The sequence below is a fragment of the Microbacterium sp. NPDC056569 genome, from assembly GCF_042793475.1.
Classification (GTDB): domain Bacteria; phylum Actinomycetota; class Actinomycetes; order Actinomycetales; family Microbacteriaceae; genus Microbacterium.
The window spans coordinates 13,341-32,374 of the sequence record NZ_JBHTUV010000024.1 but is presented as its reverse complement, the minus strand read 5'-3'; the positions used below and the strand labels follow the sequence as shown (position 1 = coordinate 32,374).

Sequence of the window (19,034 nt, the reverse complement as noted above, 5' to 3'; positions counted from 1 at the left end):
TGCCTGCGCGGGTCGGTCCGCGGGCTCGCGCTGCTGCGCTGAACAGGTCAACCGGGGTTCTGCAAGACCGATCTGGCGCCAAACCTCCTGTGGAAGCGCGGTTGACCTGTTGAAGAAGGCTGGGGCGGGGTGGGGCGGCGCGGCCCCGGGCGGGGAGGCGCGACCGCGGGACGGGGCTCAGGCGACGCGGTAGGCGACGTACCGCACGCGGTTCGCCTCCCGGATGTACGAGGCCAGGTACACAGCGCGCTCGAGCTCGGGGTGCGCGGCGCACTCGAGCGTGAGCGCCGCGCGGAAGTAGTAGTCCGCCGGGTCGACGTCGTCGCCGCGGAGCAGTGCCTCGAGCACGGCGGGGTCGCCGCTGCGCACACCCTGGGCGCGGATGTAGAGAAGGGACCCGTCGTCGCCGCGCGCGCTGTACCGGCCGTCGATCTCGATCGACCCGTCGGCGCGCACGGTCTGCCAGTCGGCGCCGCCGGTCAGGATCGTGCCGGTGAACGAGCCCGTGATCGTGCCGCCGATCACCGGGATGATGCGGCGGTGCCCGGAGCGGGTCATGCCGTGGTCCTCGAGCGGGCCGAGGTCGGCCACGACCTCGAAGGCGCGCTCGAGAGACGGCACCGGCGGTTCGTGCGTCATTGCCTCTCTCCATAGCGGGCGCGGAGGTCGGCTTTGCGGACCTTGCCGGATGCCGTGCGGGGCAGGTCCTCGACCACGACGACGTTCTTGGGCAGCTTGTAGCGGGCGAGCAGGCCGTCGAGGTGCGCGCGGACGACCTCGGTGTCGACCTCGGCGCCCTCGCGGAGCGTGACGACGGCCCACGGAACCTCCCCCCAGCGCTCGTCGGGCACGCCCACGACGGCGACACCCGAGATGCCCTCGATGTCGGCGATGAGGTTCTCGACCTCGGCCGGGTAGATGTTCTCGCCGCCCGAGATGATCATGTCCTTGAGCCGGTCGGAGATGTAGAGGTAGCCGTCGGCGTCGAGGTAGCCGAGGTCGCCGGAGCGGAACCACCCGTCGGGGGTGAACGCGGCCGCCGTGGCCTCGGGCAGTCCGTGGTAGCCGAGGAACACGTTCGGACCCGCGACCTCGATCTCGCCTACCGTTCCTCGCGGGACGACGTCGCCGTGCTCGTCGGTGATGCGCACGTCGGTGAAGAAGTGCGGCAGGCCCACGCTGCCCTGCTTCTCGCGGGTCATCGCAGGGGAGAGCGACGTCGCGCCGGGCGAGGTCTCGGTCATCCCGTAGCCCTGCGAGAACGACAGCCCGCGCTCCTCGTACGCGTTGAGGATGCGGGTGGGCACCGCCGATCCGCCGCACGTGAGCTTGCGCAGGCTCGACAGGTCGGTGGACGCCCACGACGGGTGGTCGGCCATCAGCTGATAGGTGGTGGGCACGCCGCTGAGCATCGTGATCCCGCGCTCCTGGATGAGCGCCAGCGCACGGCCCGGCTCGAACCCCTTCTCCAGCACGAGCGTCGCGCCTTTCAGAATCACCGGCAGCGCGCCCATGCCGAGCGAGGCGACGTGGAAGAGCGGCGAGATCATGAGCGACACGTCGGTCGACACCACGTCGTAGTCCACGATGCAGTTGAGCGCGACCCACGTCAGGTTGCCGTGGGTGAGGACCGCGCCCTTCGGGCGCCCCGTGGTGCCCGAGGTGTAGACGATCGCGGCTGGGTCGTCGAGGTCGACGTCGGCGACGGTGTGCCCGCCGGGTGCGGCGGCGGTGAGCCGTGCGAGGCCGGGGTGCTCGGGAAGGCCGTCACCGGTGACGATGACGTGCGCGACCCGGCCGGCCTCGACACCGGGCATCGCCCGCTCGAGGAACTCCGGGTCGAGCACGACGGCCCGCGCCCCGGAGTCGACGAGCAGGTGCTGCACCTCGGGGGCGGCAAGACGGGTGTTGACCGGCACGAAGACCGCCCCGAGCTGCGCGGCCCCGAACATGACCTCCAGGAACTGCGGGCTGTTCTCGCCGATGTACGCCACGGCGTCGCCGCGGCGGATGCCGCGGTGCCAGAGCACGGCGGCCACCCGGTCGGCGGCGTCGGCCAGCTCGCGGTACGTGAGCTCGTCGTCGCCGAAGACGACGGCGGTCCTGTCGGGGTCCTTCAGGCGCCGCTTGGCGAGCCAGAACCCGATCCCCTCGTGCATCGTTGCGGTGTCCTCTCCCTCGAGGCGTTTTCGTCTCGGTCGCTGCGCTCCCTCGCGCGGCGACCGGGGGTGTCAGGCGTAGAAGCGGTACAGGCCGCGCGCGACGACGGCGGGCTTTCCGCCGCCCTCGATCTCGATGGTCTGGTCGACGGCGAACTGGTAGCCGCCCGGCACCTCGGTGACCTCGGCGATCACCGCGCCGCCGCGCACGCGCGCGCCCACCTTGACCGGCGACACGAACCTCACCTTGTCGAGACCGTAGTTGACCCGCGTGGTCACGCCCGTGACGTCGAACAGCTCGGACCAGAACTTCACGGTCAGCGACAGCGACAGGAAGCCATGCGCGATGGCGCCGCCGAACGGACCTTCGGCCGCGCGCTCCGGGTCGACGTGGATCCACTGGTGGTCGTCGGTGGCGTCGGCGAAGAGGTTCACGCGCTCCTGCGTGACCTCGAGCCATTCGGTGAAGCCGAGGTCGGTGCCGGTGAGTCCTGCGACGTCGGCGTAGTCGACGGTGGTGGTCATGGGGTTCTCCTTCGGTGGGACGGTTCAGGTGAAGGCCGAAGCGCCGGTGAGGGCGCGGCCGACGATGAGGGCGTTGATCTCGTGCGTGCCCTCGTACGAGTACACGGCTTCCGTGTCGGCGAAGAACCGGGCCACGTCGTGCTCGAGCAGGATGCCGTTGCCGCCGAGCACCTCACGGCCGAGGGCGACGGTCTCCCGCGCGAGGCGGGCGGTCTGCATCTTGGCCAGCGCGGAGTTCTCGTCGGCGTACTCGCCCGCATCCTGCCGGGCCGACAGCTGCGCGACGAGCGCCAGCGATGCCACGGCGTTGCCGAGCATGCGGGCGAGCTTCTCCTGGACGAGCTGGAAGCCGCCGATGGGCCGTTCGAACTGATGCCGCTCGCGCACGTAGCGCACGGTGGCGTCGAGCGCGCCCGCCTGGAGTCCCGCGGCGATCCACGCCACGTCCGAGCGCATGGCGCGCAGGATCCGCGCGACGTCGCGCCAGCCGTTCACCTTCGCCAGACGGGAGGCGTCGGTCACCCGCACGCCGTCGAGCGTGATCACCGCGTTCTGCATGGGGCGCAGGGCGATTTTTCCGCCGATCGCGTCGACCCGCACGCCGGCCGCGTCGGTGGGCACGAGGAACGCCTTGACCGCATGGTCGTCGACGTCGCGGGCGAACACGACGAGCACATCGGATGCCGCCGCCCCGCCGATCCACTTCTTGCGGCCGTCGAGCACCCACGTGTCGCCCTCGCGGCGCGCGGTGGTGGCGAGCCCGCCGGCGATGTCGGAGCCGTGCTCGGGCTCGGTGAGCGCGAAGACGCCCTTCAGCTCGAAGCTGCGCACGCGCGGATCGAGCTCCGCCGCCTGCGCGGGCGATCCGCCGAGCGCGATCGCGGTGCGGAAGAGCCCCGACTGCGCGTTGTACAGCGTCGCCACCGACACGTCGGTGCGCGCGAGCACATAGTTGCGGAAGCCCGAGAACACACTCGACGCCGCCTCCGCGGCATCCACACCGTCCGGCTGCATGAGGTCGAGCGGGATGAGGGCCTCCAGCACCTCGGCCGGCATGGTCGCGGTCTCCCACGCCTCGGCGAGGAGGGGACGGATGCTGCGCTCCAGTTTCTGCTGAAGACGCCCGAGTGCCGCCCGCGCGGCGGGGCTGAGATGCGCAGCCGCGATCGCGTACGGGTCGAACCCGAATGTCACATCCGCCTCGAGGGTGGGCATGTCAGCCGCCGAGTCCGAGCAGGCGGGCGGCGTTGTCCTTGAGGATGCCCGGCATCACCTCGGGCTTGAAGGAGCCGGCGGTGCGGGCATCCGTCATCCACCGGTCGGGCGTGAGCAGAGGGAAGTCCGAGCCGAAGAGCACGCGCTTCTTGAGGTACGAGTTCGCGGCCCGCACGAGCGACTCGGGGAAGTACTTCGGGCTCCAGCCCGACAGGTCGATCCACGTGTTGTGCTTGTGGGTCGCGACCGAGAGGGCTTCGTCCTGCCAGGGGACCGACGGGTGGGCCATGATGATCTGCAGGTCGGGGAACCGGGCCGCGACCGGATCGAGCAGCATCGGGTTCGACAGTCCGAGGAGCAGTCCACGGCCACCGGGCAGGCCCGCTCCGATGCCGGTCTGCCCGGTGTGGAAGAGGGCCACGACGCCCGCGTCCTGCAGCGTCTCGTACAGCGGGGAGTACGTCGGGTCGGACGGGTCGAAGCCCTGCACGGTGGGGTGGAACTTGAAGCCCCGCACGCCGTGGTCCTCGATGAGGCGCCGCGCGTCATCCACCGCGGTGGCGGCGAGCGGGTCGACCGAGCCGAACGGGATCAGCACGTCGTTGTTGCGCGCCGCGCCCTCGGCGATGTCGGCGCTCGAGATCGGCGCGTGGCCGAAGTTCGTGCGCGCGTCGACCGTGAACACGACGGCCGCCATGGAGCGTTCGCGATAGTACGCGGCGACGCCGTCGAGGTCGGGGTTGGGCCCGTCGGTGCTGAAGTACTTCGCCGCCGCGTCACGGAGATCGTCGGGCAGCGACGAGTGCCCGTGGTGGTCGACCTCGATGTGCACGTGCACATCGATCGCGGTGATCGCGTCGAGGTCGATCGCGGATTCGTAGCGGGTCATGGCACCTTCCGGTCGTTGAGCGAGCGAAGCGAGACGAAACGGATCAGCGGGTCACGAGCGCTGCAGCTCCTCGGGGAGCGGCGGGAACTTCTCGCCGACTGTCTGCAGCGGGCCCGCCGCCTCGGCGAAGCCGGTGGCGAGGTCGTCGTACGACCAGCCGCCCTCGCTGTAGGCGGTCGCAACGGCCTCGGGGTGCGACCACACCTGGAGCCGGTCGCCGCCGATGCCGATGGCCTGACCGGTGACGGCGGCGGCAGCATCCGATGCGAGATATGCGATGAGTCCCGCGACGTCGTCCGACGTGCCGAACCCGAGGTCGTGGCGGAAGAAGTCGGGCATGGGCTCGCCGGCGGCGTCGGCCTCGACGGCGGCGGCGAAGTACGGCACGGTCGCCGTCATCGCGGTCGCGGCGACGGGGATCACGGCGTTCGCGGTGATGCCGGCGCGCTTGAGCTCGAGCGCCCACGTGCGCACCATGCCGACGATGCCGGCCTTGGCGGCGGCGTAGTTGGTCTGGCCGAAGTTGCCGCGCTGGCCGGTCGGTGAGCCGATGCAGATGATGCGCCCGGCGACCTCGTTCTCGCGCATCCAGCTCGCGGCCTCGCGCACGCACGTGAACGTGCCGCGCAGGTGGACGTTGATGACGGTGTCGAAGTCGTCGTCGCTCATCTTCCAGAGCACGGTGTCGCGCAGCACACCGGCGTTGGTGACGAGGATGTCGAGCCGCCCGAAGGTGTCGACCGCGGTCTGCACGAGCTGCCGCGCCGTCTCGGTGGGGCCGACCGGCAGGGCCACGGCGACCGCGCGGCCGCCTTCTGCGGTGATCGTGGCGACCGCCTCGGCGGCGGTGGACTCGTCGACGTCGTTGATCACGACGGCGGCGCCCTGGCGGGCGAGCTCCTGGGCGTAGGCGAGGCCGAGGCCGCGGCCCGAGCCGGTGACGATGGCGACCTTGCCGTCGAGCGGTGCGTGCGAAGACATGCGTGAACTCCTTCGTGTCGGATCCATTGAAGTGCCAACTGTTGAGAAAGTCAATCATTACGTTCGTCCATGAATTGGGTTAGCATCGGGGACATGCCCAAGACCGCTGACATCGTCACCCCCGAGGGGCTGCGGGCGTCGGCGCTGACCGACGACGTGAGCTTCCTGCTCGCGCGTGCGAACGCCATCGCGCTCGCCGCGGGCAACGCCGCGCTCGCCGAGCACGGGCTGAAGGCGCGCTCGTACTCGGTGCTGGTCCTGACGTCAGGAGGGGCACGGCCGTCGCAGCGGGAGCTCGCCGAGTTCCTCCGGCTCGACCCGAGCCAGGTCGTGAGCCTCGTCGACGAGCTCCAGACCCGCGGCCTCGTCGAACGGCGGCCCGATCCCGCCGACCGGCGCGCGAACGTCGTCGTCGCGACGGACGCCGGCCGCGCGCTCGTCGGGGAGGCGCGGGAGTCGGCCCGGGCCGCCGAAGAGCGCGTACACGCCGAGCTGTCGGCGTCCGAGCGCGCGACGCTCGCCACGCTGCTGCGGACGCTCGCCTTTCCCGGGGAGTGAGCCCGGGCCGCAGCATCCGTCCGGCGTTCGAGGGTCACCCCGCGCCTCCGCCACCTGAACATGGACGCAGGCGTCAGGCCGAGGGCTCGCGGGTCACGGCACGCGGGGCGTGCGCGTCGATTCCGTGTGTTGCGCCACCGGATCGCGGCGCTGAGCTCAGCGGCGCTCGAGCACGAAGCGATCGCGGCCGGCGAACACGCCCACCACGGTGAGGGCCACGAGTACGGCGAGCACCAGTGCGAGCGACGCGGTCCAGCCGCCGGTGAGGCTGTGCAGGGCGCCGAAGGCGACCGGGCCGAGCGCGGCGATGACGTAGCCCACCGACTGCGACATGCCCGACAGTGCCGCGGAGGTGTCGTGGTCGCGGGCGCGCTGCGCCATGAGCGTGAGCGACATCGCGAGGGTCGCGCCTCCGGTGAGTCCGATGAGGGAACCCCACACCAGCACGGCGTCCGGCGCGAACATGAGACCGGCGACGCCGACGATCGCCAGCGACGGGATGAGCGCCGGCGCCCAGCGCTCGAGGCCGCCCCGCAGCGCGAGCGGCAGCAGCAGGCAGCCGGCGAGCGAGAACAGCTGGTAGACCATGACGTCGATGCCGGCGATGACCTCGGAACGCCCGATCGACATCGACAGCGGGGCGAGCCACGTCACGAACATGTAGAACATCGATGCCTGCAGGCCCATGTACGCGGCGACGAGCCACGCGATCGGGTCGCGCCAGATGCCGGTGCGGCCGCGCGGCGCCGAGGACCGGTCGTGCGCGCGCCCGGCGCCGCGGTGCGCCCACCACCACGCGGCGATCGCGAACGGCAGGAGCGCGGCGCCCGTGACGAGGAGCGCGAAGCGCCAGCCGGCCGGATCGCCGCCGAGCTCGAGGTGCGAGATCGGCACGACCACGCCCGACGAGACCGCGCCCAGGCCCGCGAGCAGCGCGGTGTAGGCCGCGGTCACGGCGGCGACGTGGCCCGGGAACTCGCGCTTGACCACGGCCGGCATGAGCACGTTGATGACGGCGATCCCGATGCCGATGATCGCCGTGCCGATCCACAGGCTCGCCACCGGGCCCGGGATCGAGCGCACGAGGGTGCCGACGAGCAGCACCAGCAGCGACCACCGCAGCACCCGCGGCTGCCCGAAGCGGCGGCTCAGGTCGTGCGCGAGCGGCGAGAACAGCGCCCACGCGACGAGCGGCACCGCCGCGAGCAGGCCCAGCGCCGAGACCGACATGCCGGTGTCGGCGCCGATCTGGTCGAGGAGCGGACCGAGCCCCGTGATCGCCGGCCGCATGTTCATCGCGACCAGGCACACGGCCGCGAGCAGCATCGCGACCGATCCCGTGCGCGACGGCTCGGAGGGTGCGGTCCGCGACGGTGAGGCCATAGGCACCGGACTATAGCCGAGGGCCGGGCCGCGGCATCCGTTCATTCCCGTTCAGCGGCAATGCCGGCGATTGTCGGGGCTTGGGGCGCGTCGCGTTCATTCGGGGCGCGCGGCGTGCGCCCCGCCTGCACGCGATGCGCCCCAAACCGGACTCACGCCGGGAACCGCCGCGTCAGGTGAGGCCCTCGAGCGGCCACCCCGTGTACGCCTCGGCGAGGAAGCGGCGACCGGCCTCGGACTCGACGACCGACTGCAGCTCGCCGAGCTGGCGGAGGCGGTCGAAGTCCGACGCGTCAGGCGCGACGTGGAGCATGCTGGTCATCCACCACGAGAAGTGCTGCGCCTTCCAGATGCGGTGGAGAGCCTTCTCGGGGAACGCTTCGATGAGGCGGTCGTCGTTCTCGAGGAGCAGGGCGCGGAGAGCCCGCTCGAGCACGAGCACGTCGGCGACGGCCAGGTTCATGCCCTTCGCGCCGGTCGGCGGCACGGTGTGTGCGGCGTCACCGATGAGCGCGACGCGGCCGTGCAGCAGCTCATGGGCGACGAAGCTGCGGAACCGCAGCACATCGCGCTGGAAGATCCGGCCCTCCTTGAGGGTCGTGCCGGGCACGCGCTTCTGCAGCTCCTCCCACAGCTGCTCCTCGCTGAGGGCGTTCGGGTCGGCGTCGGGGTCGCACTGGAAGTACATCCGCTGCACCGTGGCGCTGCGCTGGCTGATGAGCGCGAACCCGTCGGGCGAGTTGCTGTAGATGAGCTCGTCGGCGCTCGGCGGCGCCTCGCACAGGATGCCGAACCACGCGAACGGGTACTCGCGGAAGTACCCGCCGGTCGACGAGCCGGTGACCGCCTCGCGCGCGACGCTGCGCGAGCCGTCGGCGCCGACGACGAACTCGGCCTCGATCTCCAGGGGCGCGCCGTCGGCGTCGGTCGCGACGACGCGCGGACGATCGGATGCTGCGTCCTCGACGCGCAGCGCGGTCACGCCGAAGCGGAGGTCCTGGCCCTTGTCGAGGCGCACCGCGATGAGATCCTTGAGCGCCTCGTGCTGCGGGTACAGCCACACGCCCCGGCCGACGAGGTCGGCGAAGTCGATGCGGTGCCCGGCGCCGGCGAAGCGCAGCTCGATGCCGTCGTGGCGGTTGCCCACCGTGCGGACGCGGCTCGACGCGCCGGACGAGTCGAGCACCTCGACGGTGCCCTGCTCGAGGATGCCGGCGCGGATCGTCGTCTCGATCTCCTCGCGTGAGCGCTGGTCGATGACGACCGACTCGATGCCGGCGATCCCCAGCAGGTGCGAGAGCAGCAGACCGGCCGGGCCGGCGCCGATGATGGCAACGCGGGTGCGGATCGTGGACATGGACGTCTCCTTCGACGTTCGGGAACGGATGCCTCCGCCCAGTGTGACCCCGCCGTACTTCCGGACCGCGAGATTCCCGTTGAATGGGAGATGGTCGTTCCCTGTGTGCCGCCGCCTGGCGCCTCAGCCGAGAGGCAGAGCCGAGATGGGGAGCCGCGGCGGGATTCCGGACCTCAGCCCGGCCCGGCAACGCTCCTCGACTGAGGACTGGCGCAGACCGGGCGAAAGAGTCGCGGGCGTGCCCCGGCTCAGCGGCGGTCGGCCCGGAGAGTGGACTCGATCCCCGCCGAGGCCTCGCGCAGCGCCTGGATCGCGGCCGCCGGGTCGGTCTCGCGCGGCAGCACGATCGACAGCGCGGCGACGACCTCGCCGGCATCGCGGATCGGCACGGCCACGCCGGTCGACACGGCCTCGATCGAGCCGGGCGCCACCACCACTCCGGCGCGGCGCACCTCGGCGAGGAGGCGGCGGAGGCGCGCAGCATCCGTCACGGTCTCGGGAGCGAGGGCGCGCAGCGGCCCGGTGAGAACCCGTTCGCGCAGGGCGGACGGGGCATGCGCGAGCAGGATGAGGCCCGACGACGAGGCGTGCAGCGGGAGGCGGCCGGCGATGCGGGTGATGTTGGCGCCGGCGTCCGGATGGGAGAGACGCTCGAGGAAGAGGGCCTCGTCCTGCTCGAGCACGGCGAGCTGGGTGTGCTCGCGGATGCGCGCCTGCACGACCTCCATGTGGGGGAGCGCGGCCTGGCGGAGGCGCAGTGCCGTCGAGCCGCGGAGCGCGAGCTCCCACAGGCGCATGCCGAGGTGCACGCGGCGGTCCTCGTCGCGTTCGAGCAGGCCGGCGTCGACGAGCTCATCGACGATCCGGTGCGCAGTCGAGGACGGCAGCCCCGCGCGGCGGCCGATCTCCGCGGCCGACTGCATCGAGCGCTCGGCGGTGAACGTCTCGAGCACCCGCACGATGCGGTCGGTCATCGAGTCGCCGGAGGGCGAGTTGGCCATGCGCCCACTGTCCCACAGGCGTGAGGCTCAACTCCTCAGAATCGGGCGCACCCCGGCACGAGACGCGGGTCGGCGTGGGGATCCCGCATGACTCTGAGGACTTGCGAACACCCTGCACCGGTAACGTCGCACGGGGAGGACGCATGGTCGACGGCGAAGGGGTGCTCGAGCGCACGCTGCGCGTGCTCGGGTGCTTCACCGACGACGAGCCGGCGGTCACCGCCGCGACCCTCGCCGCTCGCACGGGCCTGGCGACGTCGACCCTCCACCGCCTGCTCGCGACGCTCGTGGCCGAAGGGCTCCTCACCCGAGGGCCCGGACACACGTACGCGATCGGGCCGCGGCTGTGGGAGCTCGGCGAGCTCTCGCCGCTCTCGCTGCGGCTGCGCGAGACGGCGCTGCCGCACATGGGGCGGCTCTACGAGGCGACGGGCGAGAACGTGCACCTCGCTGTGCTCGACGGCGCGACGCCCCAGACCTCGACGGCCCTCTACGTCGGGCGTCTCACCGGGCGCCAGTCCATCCCGACGCTGAGCCGCATGGGCGGACGTGGGCCGCTGCATACGACCGGTGTCGGCAAGGCCCTCCTCGCGACGCGCGACGAGGGGTGGCTGCGCGAGTACTTCGAGGCGCCGCTCGAGCGCGAGACGGTGAACTCGATCACGACGGAGCAGGAGCTCCGCGCCGACATCGCGCGCACCCGGGCGCTGGGGTACGCGACGACCCGCGAGGAGATGACCCTCGGCAACGTCTCGGTCGCCGCCGCGCTGCCGCGCGTGGAGGGCCTGCCGCCGGTCGCGCTCGGACTCGTCGTGCACCTCGCCCGCGCGGACGAGCGGCGGCTTGGCCCGCTGGTGGTGCAGGCCGCGAAGGACCTCCACCACGACCTCCGCGTGGCTTGAGGGGCGCGGGGCGCCATTTTCCTGTCGTGGCGCCACAGATGTGCACAGCCGCGACAGAGTTGTGGCGCCGCTGCGCTTCGGATGACGGATGCCGCGGGCCGCAGCATCCGTGATTCCCGCTGAGTGGGAATCCGGGGCGGGGAGGACACTCGAGGGTGCGACCCTGGGACGACCCGAGTCGTCGAAGGAGACCTTGATGAGTGCGACGCAGCCCGATCCGCGGAGCGAGGAGGCGTTCTCGTCGTCGGTGGTGCTCGAGCAGACGGCGGCGGCCCCCGAGTCGCTGCTGGCCTCGCCCGATCAGCTCACCCAGCGCGAGATCACGCAGGAGATCGTCGACTACCACGCCGCCGCCGCGCGGCGCGAGGCGGCCGGGGAGCGGCTCAACATGAGCCTGCACGACTTCCCGCCGTACCGCTCGAGCCTGCTGCGCCACCCCACCAAGAACCCGAAGCTCGTCGATCCCGAGACGATCGAACTGTGGTCGCCGGCCTTCGGCCAGCGCGACGTCGCGGCGATCGAGTCCGACCTGACGCTGCAGCACATCGGCGAGCCGCAGGGCGAGCGCATGACGGTCGAGGGCCGCGTGCTCGACTCCTGGGGGCGTCCGGTCCCCAATCAGCTCGTCGAGATCTGGCAGGCGAACGCCGCGGGGCGCTACATCCACCAGCGGGATCAGCATCCCGCCCCCCTCGACCCGAACTTCACCGGCGCCGGCCGCATCGTCACCGACGACGACGGGTACTACAAGTTCACGACGATCAAGCCCGGCGCCTACCCCTGGAAGAACCACGTCAACGCGTGGCGGCCGGCGCACATCCACTTCTCGATCTTCGGCTCGGGCTTCACGCAGCGCCTCGTGACGCAGATGTACTTCCCGGGCGACCCGCTGTTCCCGCTCGACCCGATCTACAACACCATCTGGCGTCAGAAGGACCGCGACCGCCTCATCGGCCTGTACGACCACGACCTGTCGGTGCCCGAGTTCTCGATGGGCTACCGCTTCGACATCGTCGTCGACGGCCCCGACGCGACCTGGTTCGAGCCCGAAGAAGGAGAGCACTGATGGCGCGCACGCCCCGGGATCTCGGCCCCAAGACCCACGAGGCCACCGGCGGGCAGACGGTCGGTCCGTTCTTCGCCTTCGGCCTGGACTACGAGAAGAAGCACCAGGTGGTGTTCCCGCACAGTCCGGGCTCGATCGTGCTCGGCGGCACCGTGTTCGACGGCGCCGGCAATCCGATCCCCGACGCGGTCATCGAGATCTGGAGCGCCGACGAGAACGGCCGCGTCCCGCGGGCGCACGGCGCCTTCCGCCGCGACGACCACTCGTTCACCGGCTTCGGCCGCGCGGCCACGACGGATGTCGGCCGCTACGAGTTCTGGACCCGCAACCCCGGGCCGATCGACGGGGGCGCGCCGTTCTACTCCGTGATCGTGTTCGCCCGCGGGCTTCCCGACAAGCTCGTGACGCGCATCTACCTGCCCGAGCACGAGGAGCTGTTCGCGGCCGACGCGCTGCTGTCCTCGCTCGACGCCGACGAGCGCGCTACGCTCATCGCGACGCGCCTGCCGGACGGCAACCTGCACCACGACCTCCACCTGCAGGGCGAGAAGGAGACCGTGTTCCTTGCCTTCTGACCGTGACCGGCCCGCACTCGACGGGGGCCTGCTCTCGCCCGTGACCGTCAGTCACGACGAGACGGTGACGGATGCCGCGTACCTCGACGCGCTCGTGACGGCCGAGGTCGCGCTGGCGCGGGCGTGGCGCGAGGTCGGCCTCGCGCCCGATGGGGCGGTCGACGAGATCGAGACGGAGTTCGGCTGGCAGGGCGCCCTCCGCGGATGCCGCGACCACGGCGTCGACGGCACGGCGCTGGCCGCCGCGGCCGTTGCGGGCGGGAACCCCGTGATCCCGCTCGTGGGGCTGCTCAAGGAGCGGGTCGGCGCCGACGCGCGCGTCTGGGTGCACCGGGGCGCGACGAGCCAGGACATCCTCGACACCGCCACGATGCTGGTGGCCCGGGCGGCGACGAGCCGCATCATCGCGGCGCTCGTGCACACCGAGGTGTCGCTGCGCTCTCTCGCACGCTCGCGACGCGACGAGGTCGCCGCAGCGCGCACCCTTACGCAGCACGCCGTGCCGACGACCGTCGGACTGCGCGCGGCCGGCTGGCTGCGCGCGGTCGAGCGTGCCGCGGAGCGGGTCGGAGAGGCGCAGCGCCGGCTCCCGGCACAGCTGGCCGGTGCCGCGGGCACGCTCGCGTCGTTCGCCGAGCTCGCGGGGCCGGAGCGGGCTGCCGCGCTTCCCGCGGCGTTCGCCCACGAACTCGGGCTCGCCGCGCCCGACGCCCCCTGGCACACCGCGCGCGGGCCGATCACCGAACTGGGCGACGCCCTGGTGCAGGCGATCGACGCCGTCGGCAAGATCGCCGCCGACGTCGCGACCCTCAGCCGCACCGAGATCGGCGAGCTCGCCGAGGGAGCGGGCGGCGGGTCGTCGGCGATGCCGCAGAAGCGCAACCCCGCAGCATCCGTCCTCATCCGCTCGGCCGCGCTGCGCGCACCGCAGCTGGGCGCGACCCTGCATCTCGCATCGGCGCTCGCCGTCGACGAGCGTCCCGACGGCGCCTGGCACGCGGAGTGGCCGACGCTCCGGGAACTGCTGCGCCTCGCGCTCGGTGCGACGGCCCACGCCGCGACGCTGGTCGCCGACCTGCACGTCGACACGGATGCCGTCGCCCGCAACCTCGCGGCCACCGGCGGGCTCATCGTCGCGGAGCGGCTGTCGATCGTGCTCGGGCCCGTGCTCGGTGCGTCACGCGTCTCGGAGCTCGTGACAGAGGCAGCGGCGGGCGGCGACCTCGCCGGGCTTCTCGCGGCGTCACCCGAGGTGGTCGCCGTCGCCGCCGAGCGCGACGCGACGCCCGAGGCGTTCGTCGCCGATCTGCTCGACCCCGCCCGCTACACCGGACTCGCGGGCCGCTTCGTCGACGAGGCGGTCGCGTCGACCGCAGAGGAGGACGCATGACCGTCCCCGCCATCGCACTCGGCACCACCGTCGGTCCCGCGGGTGCGCCGCTCGTCGTGCTCGGGCCGTCGCTCGGCACGTCGACGCTGCTGTGGGACCGCGTGGTCCCGGCGCTCGCCGAGCGCTACCGCGTCGCCCTGTGGGACCTGCCCGGCCACGGCGCCGCGCCCGCGTCGACGGAGGGGTTCACGATCGCCCAGCTCGCCGACGCGGTCGCGGCCGCGGTCGACGGGCCGTTCCTCTACGCCGGGGTCTCGCTCGGAGGCGCCGTCGGGCTCGAGCTGCTGCTGCGTCACGGCGAGCGCATCGACGCCGCGGTGATCCTGTGCTCGGGCGCGAAGATCGGCACGCCCGACGGCTGGCACGAGCGGGCGGCGCAGGTGCGCGCGCAGAGCACGTCGAGCCTCATCATCGGCTCGGCGCAGCGGTGGTTCGCGCCGGGCTCGATCGAGCGCGATCCCGACCTCACGGGGCGGCTCCTCCACGTGCTGCAGAACACACACGACGAGAGCTACGCCCGCTGCTGCGACGCGCTCGCCGTCTTCGATGTGCGCGAGCGGCTGGGCGAGATCGCCACGCCGGTGCTCGCGGTGTGGGGCGATCACGACGCGGTCACGCCCGAGGCATCCGCTCGGGAGATCGCCGCCGGTGTGCAGCACGGCGAGGCGATCGGGATCCCGGATGCCTCGCACCTGGCGCCCGCCGACTCGCCGGCGGCGACCGCCGCGGTGCTGCTCGACTTCTTCGACGCCGTTGCCGCGGAGCGTGCGGCGTGACCCGCCCGGAGGGCGAGGGCCTCACGGACGAGGAGCGCTACGACCAGGGCATGGCGGTGCGCCGCGACGTGCTCTCGGACGCGCACGTCGACCGCGCGATCGCCGGGACGACCGAGCTGACCGCCGACTTCCAGGACTTCATCACCCGCGTCGCGTGGGGTGACATCTGGTCGCGCCCCGGGCTCGATCGCCGGTCGCGGTCGGTCGCGGTGCTCACGGCGCTCATCGCACTCGGGCACCACGAGGAGCTCGCGATGCACCTGCGGGCGGCCCTTCGAAACGGTCTGACGGTCGACGAGATCAAGGAAGTGATCCTGCAGGCCGGTCTGTACTGCGGCGTTCCCGCGGCGAATACCGCGTTCCGCATCGCGAAGGACGTCTTCGCCCAGGACTCCTGAGAGGCGACACCCGGGAAAGACGCCGGATCTGCAGCATCCGATTCGCGCCCTCGTCCGTTCCATGTCGTGTCCTCAACCGGTCTTGGTGGGGTTTGGGGCGTGCAACGTGCGTTCGGGGCGCGTGCCGTGCGCCCCGACTGCGAACGCTGCGCCCCAAACCCGTGCGGACGACGGATGCTGCGGCTCAGGGCTTCCGAAATATCCGCGTCGCGCGTAGAATGGATCGCACAGCGTACATGTGTTCGCAGAGCGAACAGCAAGGAGGCGAGTACGTGATCGACAAGACCGTGGGCTCCGTCGAGGAGGCCGTGGCCGGCATCCGTGACGGGGCGACCATCATGATCGGCGGCTTCGGCCGAGCCGGACAGCCCGTGGAGCTCATCGACGCGCTCATCGCGCAGGGCGCGACGGACCTGACGATCATCAACAACAACGCAGGCAACGGCGACGTCGGGCTCGCTGCGCTGCTGGCGAAGAAGCGGGTGCGCAAGATCCTCTGCTCCTTCCCGCGTCAGCACGACTCCTGGGTGTTCGACGGACTGTACCGTGCCGGCGAGATCGAGCTCGAGCTCGTGCCGCAGGGCAACCTCGCCGAGCGCATCCGCGCGGCTGGCGCCGGCATCGGCGCCTTCTTCTCGCCCACGGGCGTGGGCACCGAGCTCGCCGAGGGCAAGGAGATCCGCGAGATCGACGGCCGCTCTTACGCGCTCGAGTACCCGATCAAGGCCGACTACGCCCTCGTGAGCGCGTACCGCGCCGATCGGTGGGGCAACCTCGTGTACCGCGAGACCGCGCGCAACTTCGGGCCGATCATGGCGGCGGCCGCGACCACCACGATCGTGCAGGTCGACGAGATCATGCCGCTCGGCTCGCTCGACCCCGAGGCGGTGGTGACGCCCGGCATCTTCGTCGACCGCGTCGTCGCCGTGGGCGAGCGCGCGTGGCTCGACGGCGGCGCGTTCGCCGGGGGAGTGGACATCGAGGGCCGCGCGCTCGCGGGCGCTTCGACAGGCTCAGCGACCGGCAAGGAGGTCGACCAGTGACCGAACCGACGACGGCGACGCGCATCTCCCGCGAGCAGCTGGCCGCGCGCATCGCGCAGGACATCCCCGAGGGCTCGTACGTCAACCTCGGGATCGGAGCCCCGACGCTCGTCGCCGACTATCTGCCGCAGGAGCAGGAGATCATCCTCCACACCGAGAACGGCATGCTCGGCATGGGCCCCTCGCCCGCGACGGGCCAGATCGACCCCGACCTCATCAACGCCGGCAAGCAGCCCGTGACCGCGCTCGCCGGGGCCGCGTACTTCCACCACGCCGACTCGTTCGGCATGATGCGCGGCGGGCACCTCGACGTGTGCGTGCTCGGCGCCTTCCAGGTGTCGCAGGGCGGCGACCTGGCGAACTGGTCCACGGGCGCGCCCGGGGCCATCCCCGCCGTCGGCGGCGCGATGGACCTCGCCATCGGCGCCAAGAACGTCTACGTCATGACCGACCTGCTCACCAAGACCGGCGAGTCGAAGCTCGTCGAGGCGTGCACCTACCCGCTCACCGGCGTCGGCTGCGTCACGCGGGTCTACACCGACCACGCCGTCTTCGACGTCACGCCCGACGGCTTCGCCGTGCGCGAGGCCTTCGGCGACAACACCGTCGAGCTCCTCGCCGAGCTCACGGGCCTGGAATTGACGGAAGCATCGAGATCTGCGGATGCCTCGGCCCGCGGCATCCGGGAAGGTGAATGACATGACGACCTACGTGTACGACGCCGTCCGCACGCCGTTCGGCCGCGCCGGCGGCGCCCTCTCGGGCGTGCGGCCCGACGACCTCGCCGCCGTCGTCATGAAGGCGACCCTCGAGCGGACCGGGCTCGATCCCGCCCGGATCGACGATGTGATCTTCGGCGACGCGAACCAGGCCGGGGAGGACAACCGCAACGTCGCGCGCATGGGCGCGCTGCTCGCCGGCCTCCCGACCACGGTGACGGGCGTCACGGTCAACCGGCTGTGCGCCTCGTCGGTCGAGGCGGTCGTGCAGGGCTCGCGTGCGATCGATGCCGGCGACGTCGACGTCGTGCTCGCGGGCGGTGTCGAGTCGATGAGCCGCGCCCCGTACGTGGTGGAGAAGTCGCCGCGGCCGTGGCCGAGCGTCGGGAACCAGACGCTGTGGAACACCGCGATCGGGTGGCGCATGACCAATCCGAGGCTGCCGAAGCAGTGGACGATCTCCAACGGGGAGTCCGCGGAGCTGATCGCCCGGGAGTGGGGCATCTCGCGCGACGCGCAGGACGAGTTCGCGGTGCGCTCGCACCGGCTCGCCGCCGAGGCGTGGGCGGCGGGCGTCTACGACGCCGAGACCGTGCAGGTGCCCGGCGCCGAGCTCGCGCGCGACGAGGGGATCCGCGACGACACGTCGGTGGAGAAGCTCGCCGGGCTGAAGGCGCTGTTCGCCGCCGACGGCGAGGGCACTGTCACGGCGGGCAACTCCTCGCCCATCAACGACGGCGCCTCCGCGGTGCTGCTCGGCCGCGAGGGCGTGCTTGCGACCGAGCCGCTCGCCCGCATCACCGGCCGCGCCGCGCACGGCGTGGACCCCGACCAGTTCCCCATCGCGCCGATCGAGGCCGCGAACAAGGCGCTCGCGCGCGCCGGCCGCACGTGGGCCGACGTGGACCTCGTGGAGCTCAACGAGGCGTTCGCGTCGCAGTCCCTCGCGTGCCTGGCCGGCTGGCCGGAGCTCGATCCCGACAAGCTCAACATCCACGGCGGCGCCCTCGCGATCGGCCACCCGCTCGGCGCCTCGGGCGGCCGCATCATCGGCCACGCCGCGCACGAGCTCGCCCGCCGCGGCGGCGGGGTCGCGGTCGCCGCGATCTGCATCGGCGTGGGCCAGGGGCTCGCCGTCGTGCTCGAGCGCTGAACCGGGGCTCCCTGGTGGCACGACTGCTGCAGATTCCGGCGAGCGCTGCGTCACGCGACGCAGCGGGTGCAGGGGACTGCAGCCGTTGCGCCACGCGCCGGCGGATGGGCGGCGGCGAGGCGGATAGGGTGAGCCGGTGACCGACGACGCGGCCCGCACCAACGACACCATCCAGTCCCTCGTGCGGGGGCTCGCGGTCATCCGGGCGTTCGATGCCGACCACTCCGAGCTCACCTTGAGCGAGGTCGCCCGGCGCGCCGACATCACGCGGGCCGCCGCGGGCCGCTTCCTCCGGACGCTCGAGGAGCTCGGCTACGTCCGCGGATCGGCCGGGTCGGGTGTGGGCAGGACCTTCGGGCTGACCCCGCGCGTGCTGGAGCTCGGGTTCAGCTACCTCTCCGCCCTTTCGATCCCCGAGATCGTGCAGCCGCACCTCGAGCGGCTGTCGCGCGAGGTCGACGAGAGCGTTTCGGCCGCCGTGCTCGACGGCGGCGACATCGTCTACATCGCGCGCGTTCCGACCCGGCGCATCATGAGCGTGCGCATCACGATCGGCACGCGGTTCCCCGCGTTCGCGACCTCGATGGGGCGCGTGCTGCTGGCGGGGATGCCGGATGCTGCGCTCGACGCGCTGCTCGCAGCATCCGTCCTCCCGTCGCTCACCGAGCGCACCGTGACCGATGCGGCCGAGCTGCGCGGCGAGCTCGACCGGGTGCGCGCGCAGGGCTGGGCCCTCGTCGACGGCGAGCTGGAGCCCGGCCTCCGGTCGGTCGCCGTGCCCTTGCACGATCGTCGTGGTGACGTGGTGGCCGCCGTCAACGTGTCGACGAGCGCGACGCGCGACAGCGTGGAGCACGTGCTCGAGCGCCACCTGCCCGCGCTGCGGGAGACCGCCGCCGCCATCGACGCCGAGCTGCGACTGGTCTGACGGGAGCGGATGCCGC

20 protein-coding genes are annotated in these 19,034 nt (G+C 72.1%); 11 read left to right on the top strand and 9 right to left on the bottom strand.

The window, feature by feature from the left end; translation table 11 throughout:
• Positions 1 to 177: 177 nt before the first annotated feature.
• From ACFQ7C_RS19765 to ACFQ7C_RS19740, 6 genes are all read right to left on the bottom strand, one after another.
• A complete protein-coding gene (locus ACFQ7C_RS19765) occupies positions 178 to 639 on the bottom strand; it encodes a DUF3237 domain-containing protein (protein WP_378905483.1) in 462 nt (153 codons plus the stop codon).
• Positions 636 to 2,159: a long-chain fatty acid--CoA ligase gene (locus ACFQ7C_RS19760; protein WP_378905480.1), complete on the bottom strand. Its 1,524-nt coding sequence runs from the start codon at positions 2,157 to 2,159 to the stop codon at positions 636 to 638. Before ACFQ7C_RS19760 ends, ACFQ7C_RS19765 begins: the two co-directional genes overlap by 4 nt.
• Before the next feature lie 72 nt (positions 2,160 to 2,231).
• Entirely contained in the window at positions 2,232 to 2,684 is a 453-nt protein-coding gene (locus tag ACFQ7C_RS19755; protein ID WP_378905478.1) for a MaoC family dehydratase, read from the bottom strand.
• 24 nt (positions 2,685 to 2,708) lie between these two features.
• Entirely contained in the window at positions 2,709 to 3,899 is a 1,191-nt protein-coding gene (locus tag ACFQ7C_RS19750) for an acyl-CoA dehydrogenase family protein (RefSeq protein ID WP_378905475.1), read from the bottom strand.
• Between the two features lies 1 nt (position 3,900).
• Entirely contained in the window at positions 3,901 to 4,788 is an 888-nt protein-coding gene (locus tag ACFQ7C_RS19745) for an amidohydrolase family protein (RefSeq protein ID WP_378905472.1), read from the bottom strand.
• 51 nt (positions 4,789 to 4,839) lie between these two features.
• The gene (locus tag ACFQ7C_RS19740; protein WP_378905469.1) at positions 4,840 to 5,769 is read right to left on the bottom strand and encodes an SDR family NAD(P)-dependent oxidoreductase; all 930 of its coding nucleotides are present in this window, start codon (positions 5,767 to 5,769) and stop codon (positions 4,840 to 4,842) included.
• Positions 5,770 to 5,862: 93 nt separating this feature from the next.
• On the opposite strand from ACFQ7C_RS19740, the gene ACFQ7C_RS19735 reads away from it, so the two are divergent.
• Positions 5,863 to 6,327, top strand: a complete 465-nt coding sequence (locus ACFQ7C_RS19735; RefSeq protein WP_378905466.1) for a MarR family winged helix-turn-helix transcriptional regulator — start codon at positions 5,863 to 5,865, stop codon at positions 6,325 to 6,327.
• Between the two features lie 156 nt (positions 6,328 to 6,483).
• On the opposite strand, the gene ACFQ7C_RS19730 is transcribed toward ACFQ7C_RS19735, so the two are convergent.
• From ACFQ7C_RS19730 to ACFQ7C_RS19720, 3 genes are all read right to left on the bottom strand, one after another.
• Positions 6,484 to 7,710, bottom strand: a complete 1,227-nt coding sequence (locus ACFQ7C_RS19730) for an MFS transporter (RefSeq protein WP_378905464.1) — start codon at positions 7,708 to 7,710, stop codon at positions 6,484 to 6,486.
• A 172-nt stretch (positions 7,711 to 7,882) separates the two neighbouring features.
• The gene (locus ACFQ7C_RS19725; RefSeq protein ID WP_378905462.1) at positions 7,883 to 9,067 is read right to left on the bottom strand and encodes a 4-hydroxybenzoate 3-monooxygenase; all 1,185 of its coding nucleotides are present in this window, start codon (positions 9,065 to 9,067) and stop codon (positions 7,883 to 7,885) included.
• 248 nt (positions 9,068 to 9,315) lie between these two features.
• Complete coding sequence (locus ACFQ7C_RS19720) at positions 9,316 to 10,068, bottom strand: IclR family transcriptional regulator (protein ID WP_378905459.1); 753 nt, start codon at positions 10,066 to 10,068, stop codon at positions 9,316 to 9,318.
• 143 nt (positions 10,069 to 10,211) lie between these two features.
• Here ACFQ7C_RS19720 and ACFQ7C_RS19715 point away from each other — a divergent pair, with 143 nt between their 5' ends.
• The 10 genes from ACFQ7C_RS19715 to ACFQ7C_RS19670 all read left to right on the top strand — a co-directional run bounded on the left by ACFQ7C_RS19715 (position 10,212) and on the right by ACFQ7C_RS19670 (position 19,018).
• Positions 10,212 to 10,970 (top strand): IclR family transcriptional regulator, encoded by a 759-nt coding sequence (locus tag ACFQ7C_RS19715; protein WP_378905456.1) that lies wholly within the window; start codon positions 10,212 to 10,214, stop codon positions 10,968 to 10,970.
• A 196-nt stretch (positions 10,971 to 11,166) separates the two neighbouring features.
• A complete protein-coding gene (gene pcaH, locus ACFQ7C_RS19710) occupies positions 11,167 to 12,036 on the top strand; it encodes a protocatechuate 3,4-dioxygenase subunit beta (RefSeq protein WP_378905453.1) in 870 nt (289 codons plus the stop codon).
• The gene (pcaG, locus tag ACFQ7C_RS19705) at positions 12,036 to 12,611 is read left to right on the top strand and encodes a protocatechuate 3,4-dioxygenase subunit alpha (protein ID WP_378905450.1); all 576 of its coding nucleotides are present in this window, start codon (positions 12,036 to 12,038) and stop codon (positions 12,609 to 12,611) included. The genes pcaH and pcaG overlap by 1 nt, the downstream gene beginning before the upstream one ends.
• A complete protein-coding gene (locus ACFQ7C_RS19700; protein ID WP_378905447.1) occupies positions 12,601 to 14,001 on the top strand; it encodes a lyase family protein in 1,401 nt (466 codons plus the stop codon). Before pcaG ends, ACFQ7C_RS19700 begins: the two co-directional genes overlap by 11 nt.
• On the top strand, positions 13,998 to 14,777 hold the full coding sequence (locus ACFQ7C_RS19695) for an alpha/beta fold hydrolase (protein ID WP_378905444.1): 780 nt from the start codon (positions 13,998 to 14,000) through the stop codon (positions 14,775 to 14,777). The genes ACFQ7C_RS19700 and ACFQ7C_RS19695 overlap by 4 nt, the downstream gene beginning before the upstream one ends.
• Positions 14,774 to 15,175: a 4-carboxymuconolactone decarboxylase gene (gene pcaC / locus ACFQ7C_RS19690; protein ID WP_378905441.1), complete on the top strand. Its 402-nt coding sequence runs from the start codon at positions 14,774 to 14,776 to the stop codon at positions 15,173 to 15,175. Before ACFQ7C_RS19695 ends, pcaC begins: the two co-directional genes overlap by 4 nt.
• Positions 15,176 to 15,447: 272 nt before the next feature.
• Entirely contained in the window at positions 15,448 to 16,218 is a 771-nt protein-coding gene (locus tag ACFQ7C_RS19685; protein ID WP_378905438.1) for a 3-oxoacid CoA-transferase subunit A, read from the top strand.
• Complete coding sequence (locus tag ACFQ7C_RS19680; RefSeq protein ID WP_378905435.1) at positions 16,215 to 16,916, top strand: 3-oxoacid CoA-transferase subunit B; 702 nt, start codon at positions 16,215 to 16,217, stop codon at positions 16,914 to 16,916. Before ACFQ7C_RS19685 ends, ACFQ7C_RS19680 begins: the two co-directional genes overlap by 4 nt.
• 1 nt (position 16,917) lies before the next feature.
• The gene (locus ACFQ7C_RS19675) at positions 16,918 to 18,090 is read left to right on the top strand and encodes a thiolase family protein (protein ID WP_378905432.1); all 1,173 of its coding nucleotides are present in this window, start codon (positions 16,918 to 16,920) and stop codon (positions 18,088 to 18,090) included.
• Positions 18,091 to 18,226: 136 nt separating this feature from the next.
• On the top strand, positions 18,227 to 19,018 hold the full coding sequence (locus ACFQ7C_RS19670) for an IclR family transcriptional regulator C-terminal domain-containing protein (RefSeq protein ID WP_378905429.1): 792 nt from the start codon (positions 18,227 to 18,229) through the stop codon (positions 19,016 to 19,018).
• Positions 19,019 to 19,034 lie beyond the last annotated feature (16 nt).

Bases quoted from the DNA above. Each gene is read 5' to 3' on its own strand.
- ACFQ7C_RS19695 (WP_378905444.1), top strand. From the start codon at position 13,998: ATGACCGTCCCCGCCATCGCACTCGGCACCACCGTCGGTCCCGCGGGT.
- ACFQ7C_RS19760 (WP_378905480.1), bottom strand. From the start codon at position 2,159: ATGCACGAGGGGATCGGGTTCTGGCTCGCCAAGCGGCGCCTGAAGGAC.
- ACFQ7C_RS19720 (WP_378905459.1), bottom strand. From the start codon at position 10,068: ATGGCCAACTCGCCCTCCGGCGACTCGATGACCGACCGCATCGTGCGG.
- ACFQ7C_RS19715 (WP_378905456.1), top strand. From the start codon at position 10,212: ATGGTCGACGGCGAAGGGGTGCTCGAGCGCACGCTGCGCGTGCTCGGG.
- ACFQ7C_RS19730 (WP_378905464.1), bottom strand. From the start codon at position 7,710: ATGGCCTCACCGTCGCGGACCGCACCCTCCGAGCCGTCGCGCACGGGA.
- ACFQ7C_RS19765 (WP_378905483.1), bottom strand. From the start codon at position 639: ATGACGCACGAACCGCCGGTGCCGTCTCTCGAGCGCGCCTTCGAGGTC.
- ACFQ7C_RS19675 (WP_378905432.1), top strand. From the start codon at position 16,918: ATGACGACCTACGTGTACGACGCCGTCCGCACGCCGTTCGGCCGCGCC.
- ACFQ7C_RS19755 (WP_378905478.1), bottom strand. From the start codon at position 2,684: ATGACCACCACCGTCGACTACGCCGACGTCGCAGGACTCACCGGCACC.
- ACFQ7C_RS19750 (WP_378905475.1), bottom strand. From the start codon at position 3,899: ATGCCCACCCTCGAGGCGGATGTGACATTCGGGTTCGACCCGTACGCG.
- ACFQ7C_RS19735 (WP_378905466.1), top strand. From the start codon at position 5,863: ATGCCCAAGACCGCTGACATCGTCACCCCCGAGGGGCTGCGGGCGTCG.
- ACFQ7C_RS19740 (WP_378905469.1), bottom strand. From the start codon at position 5,769: ATGTCTTCGCACGCACCGCTCGACGGCAAGGTCGCCATCGTCACCGGC.
- pcaG (WP_378905450.1), top strand. From the start codon at position 12,036: ATGGCGCGCACGCCCCGGGATCTCGGCCCCAAGACCCACGAGGCCACC.
- ACFQ7C_RS19745 (WP_378905472.1), bottom strand. From the start codon at position 4,788: ATGACCCGCTACGAATCCGCGATCGACCTCGACGCGATCACCGCGATC.
- ACFQ7C_RS19725 (WP_378905462.1), bottom strand. From the start codon at position 9,067: ATGTCCACGATCCGCACCCGCGTTGCCATCATCGGCGCCGGCCCGGCC.
- pcaH (WP_378905453.1), top strand. From the start codon at position 11,167: ATGAGTGCGACGCAGCCCGATCCGCGGAGCGAGGAGGCGTTCTCGTCG.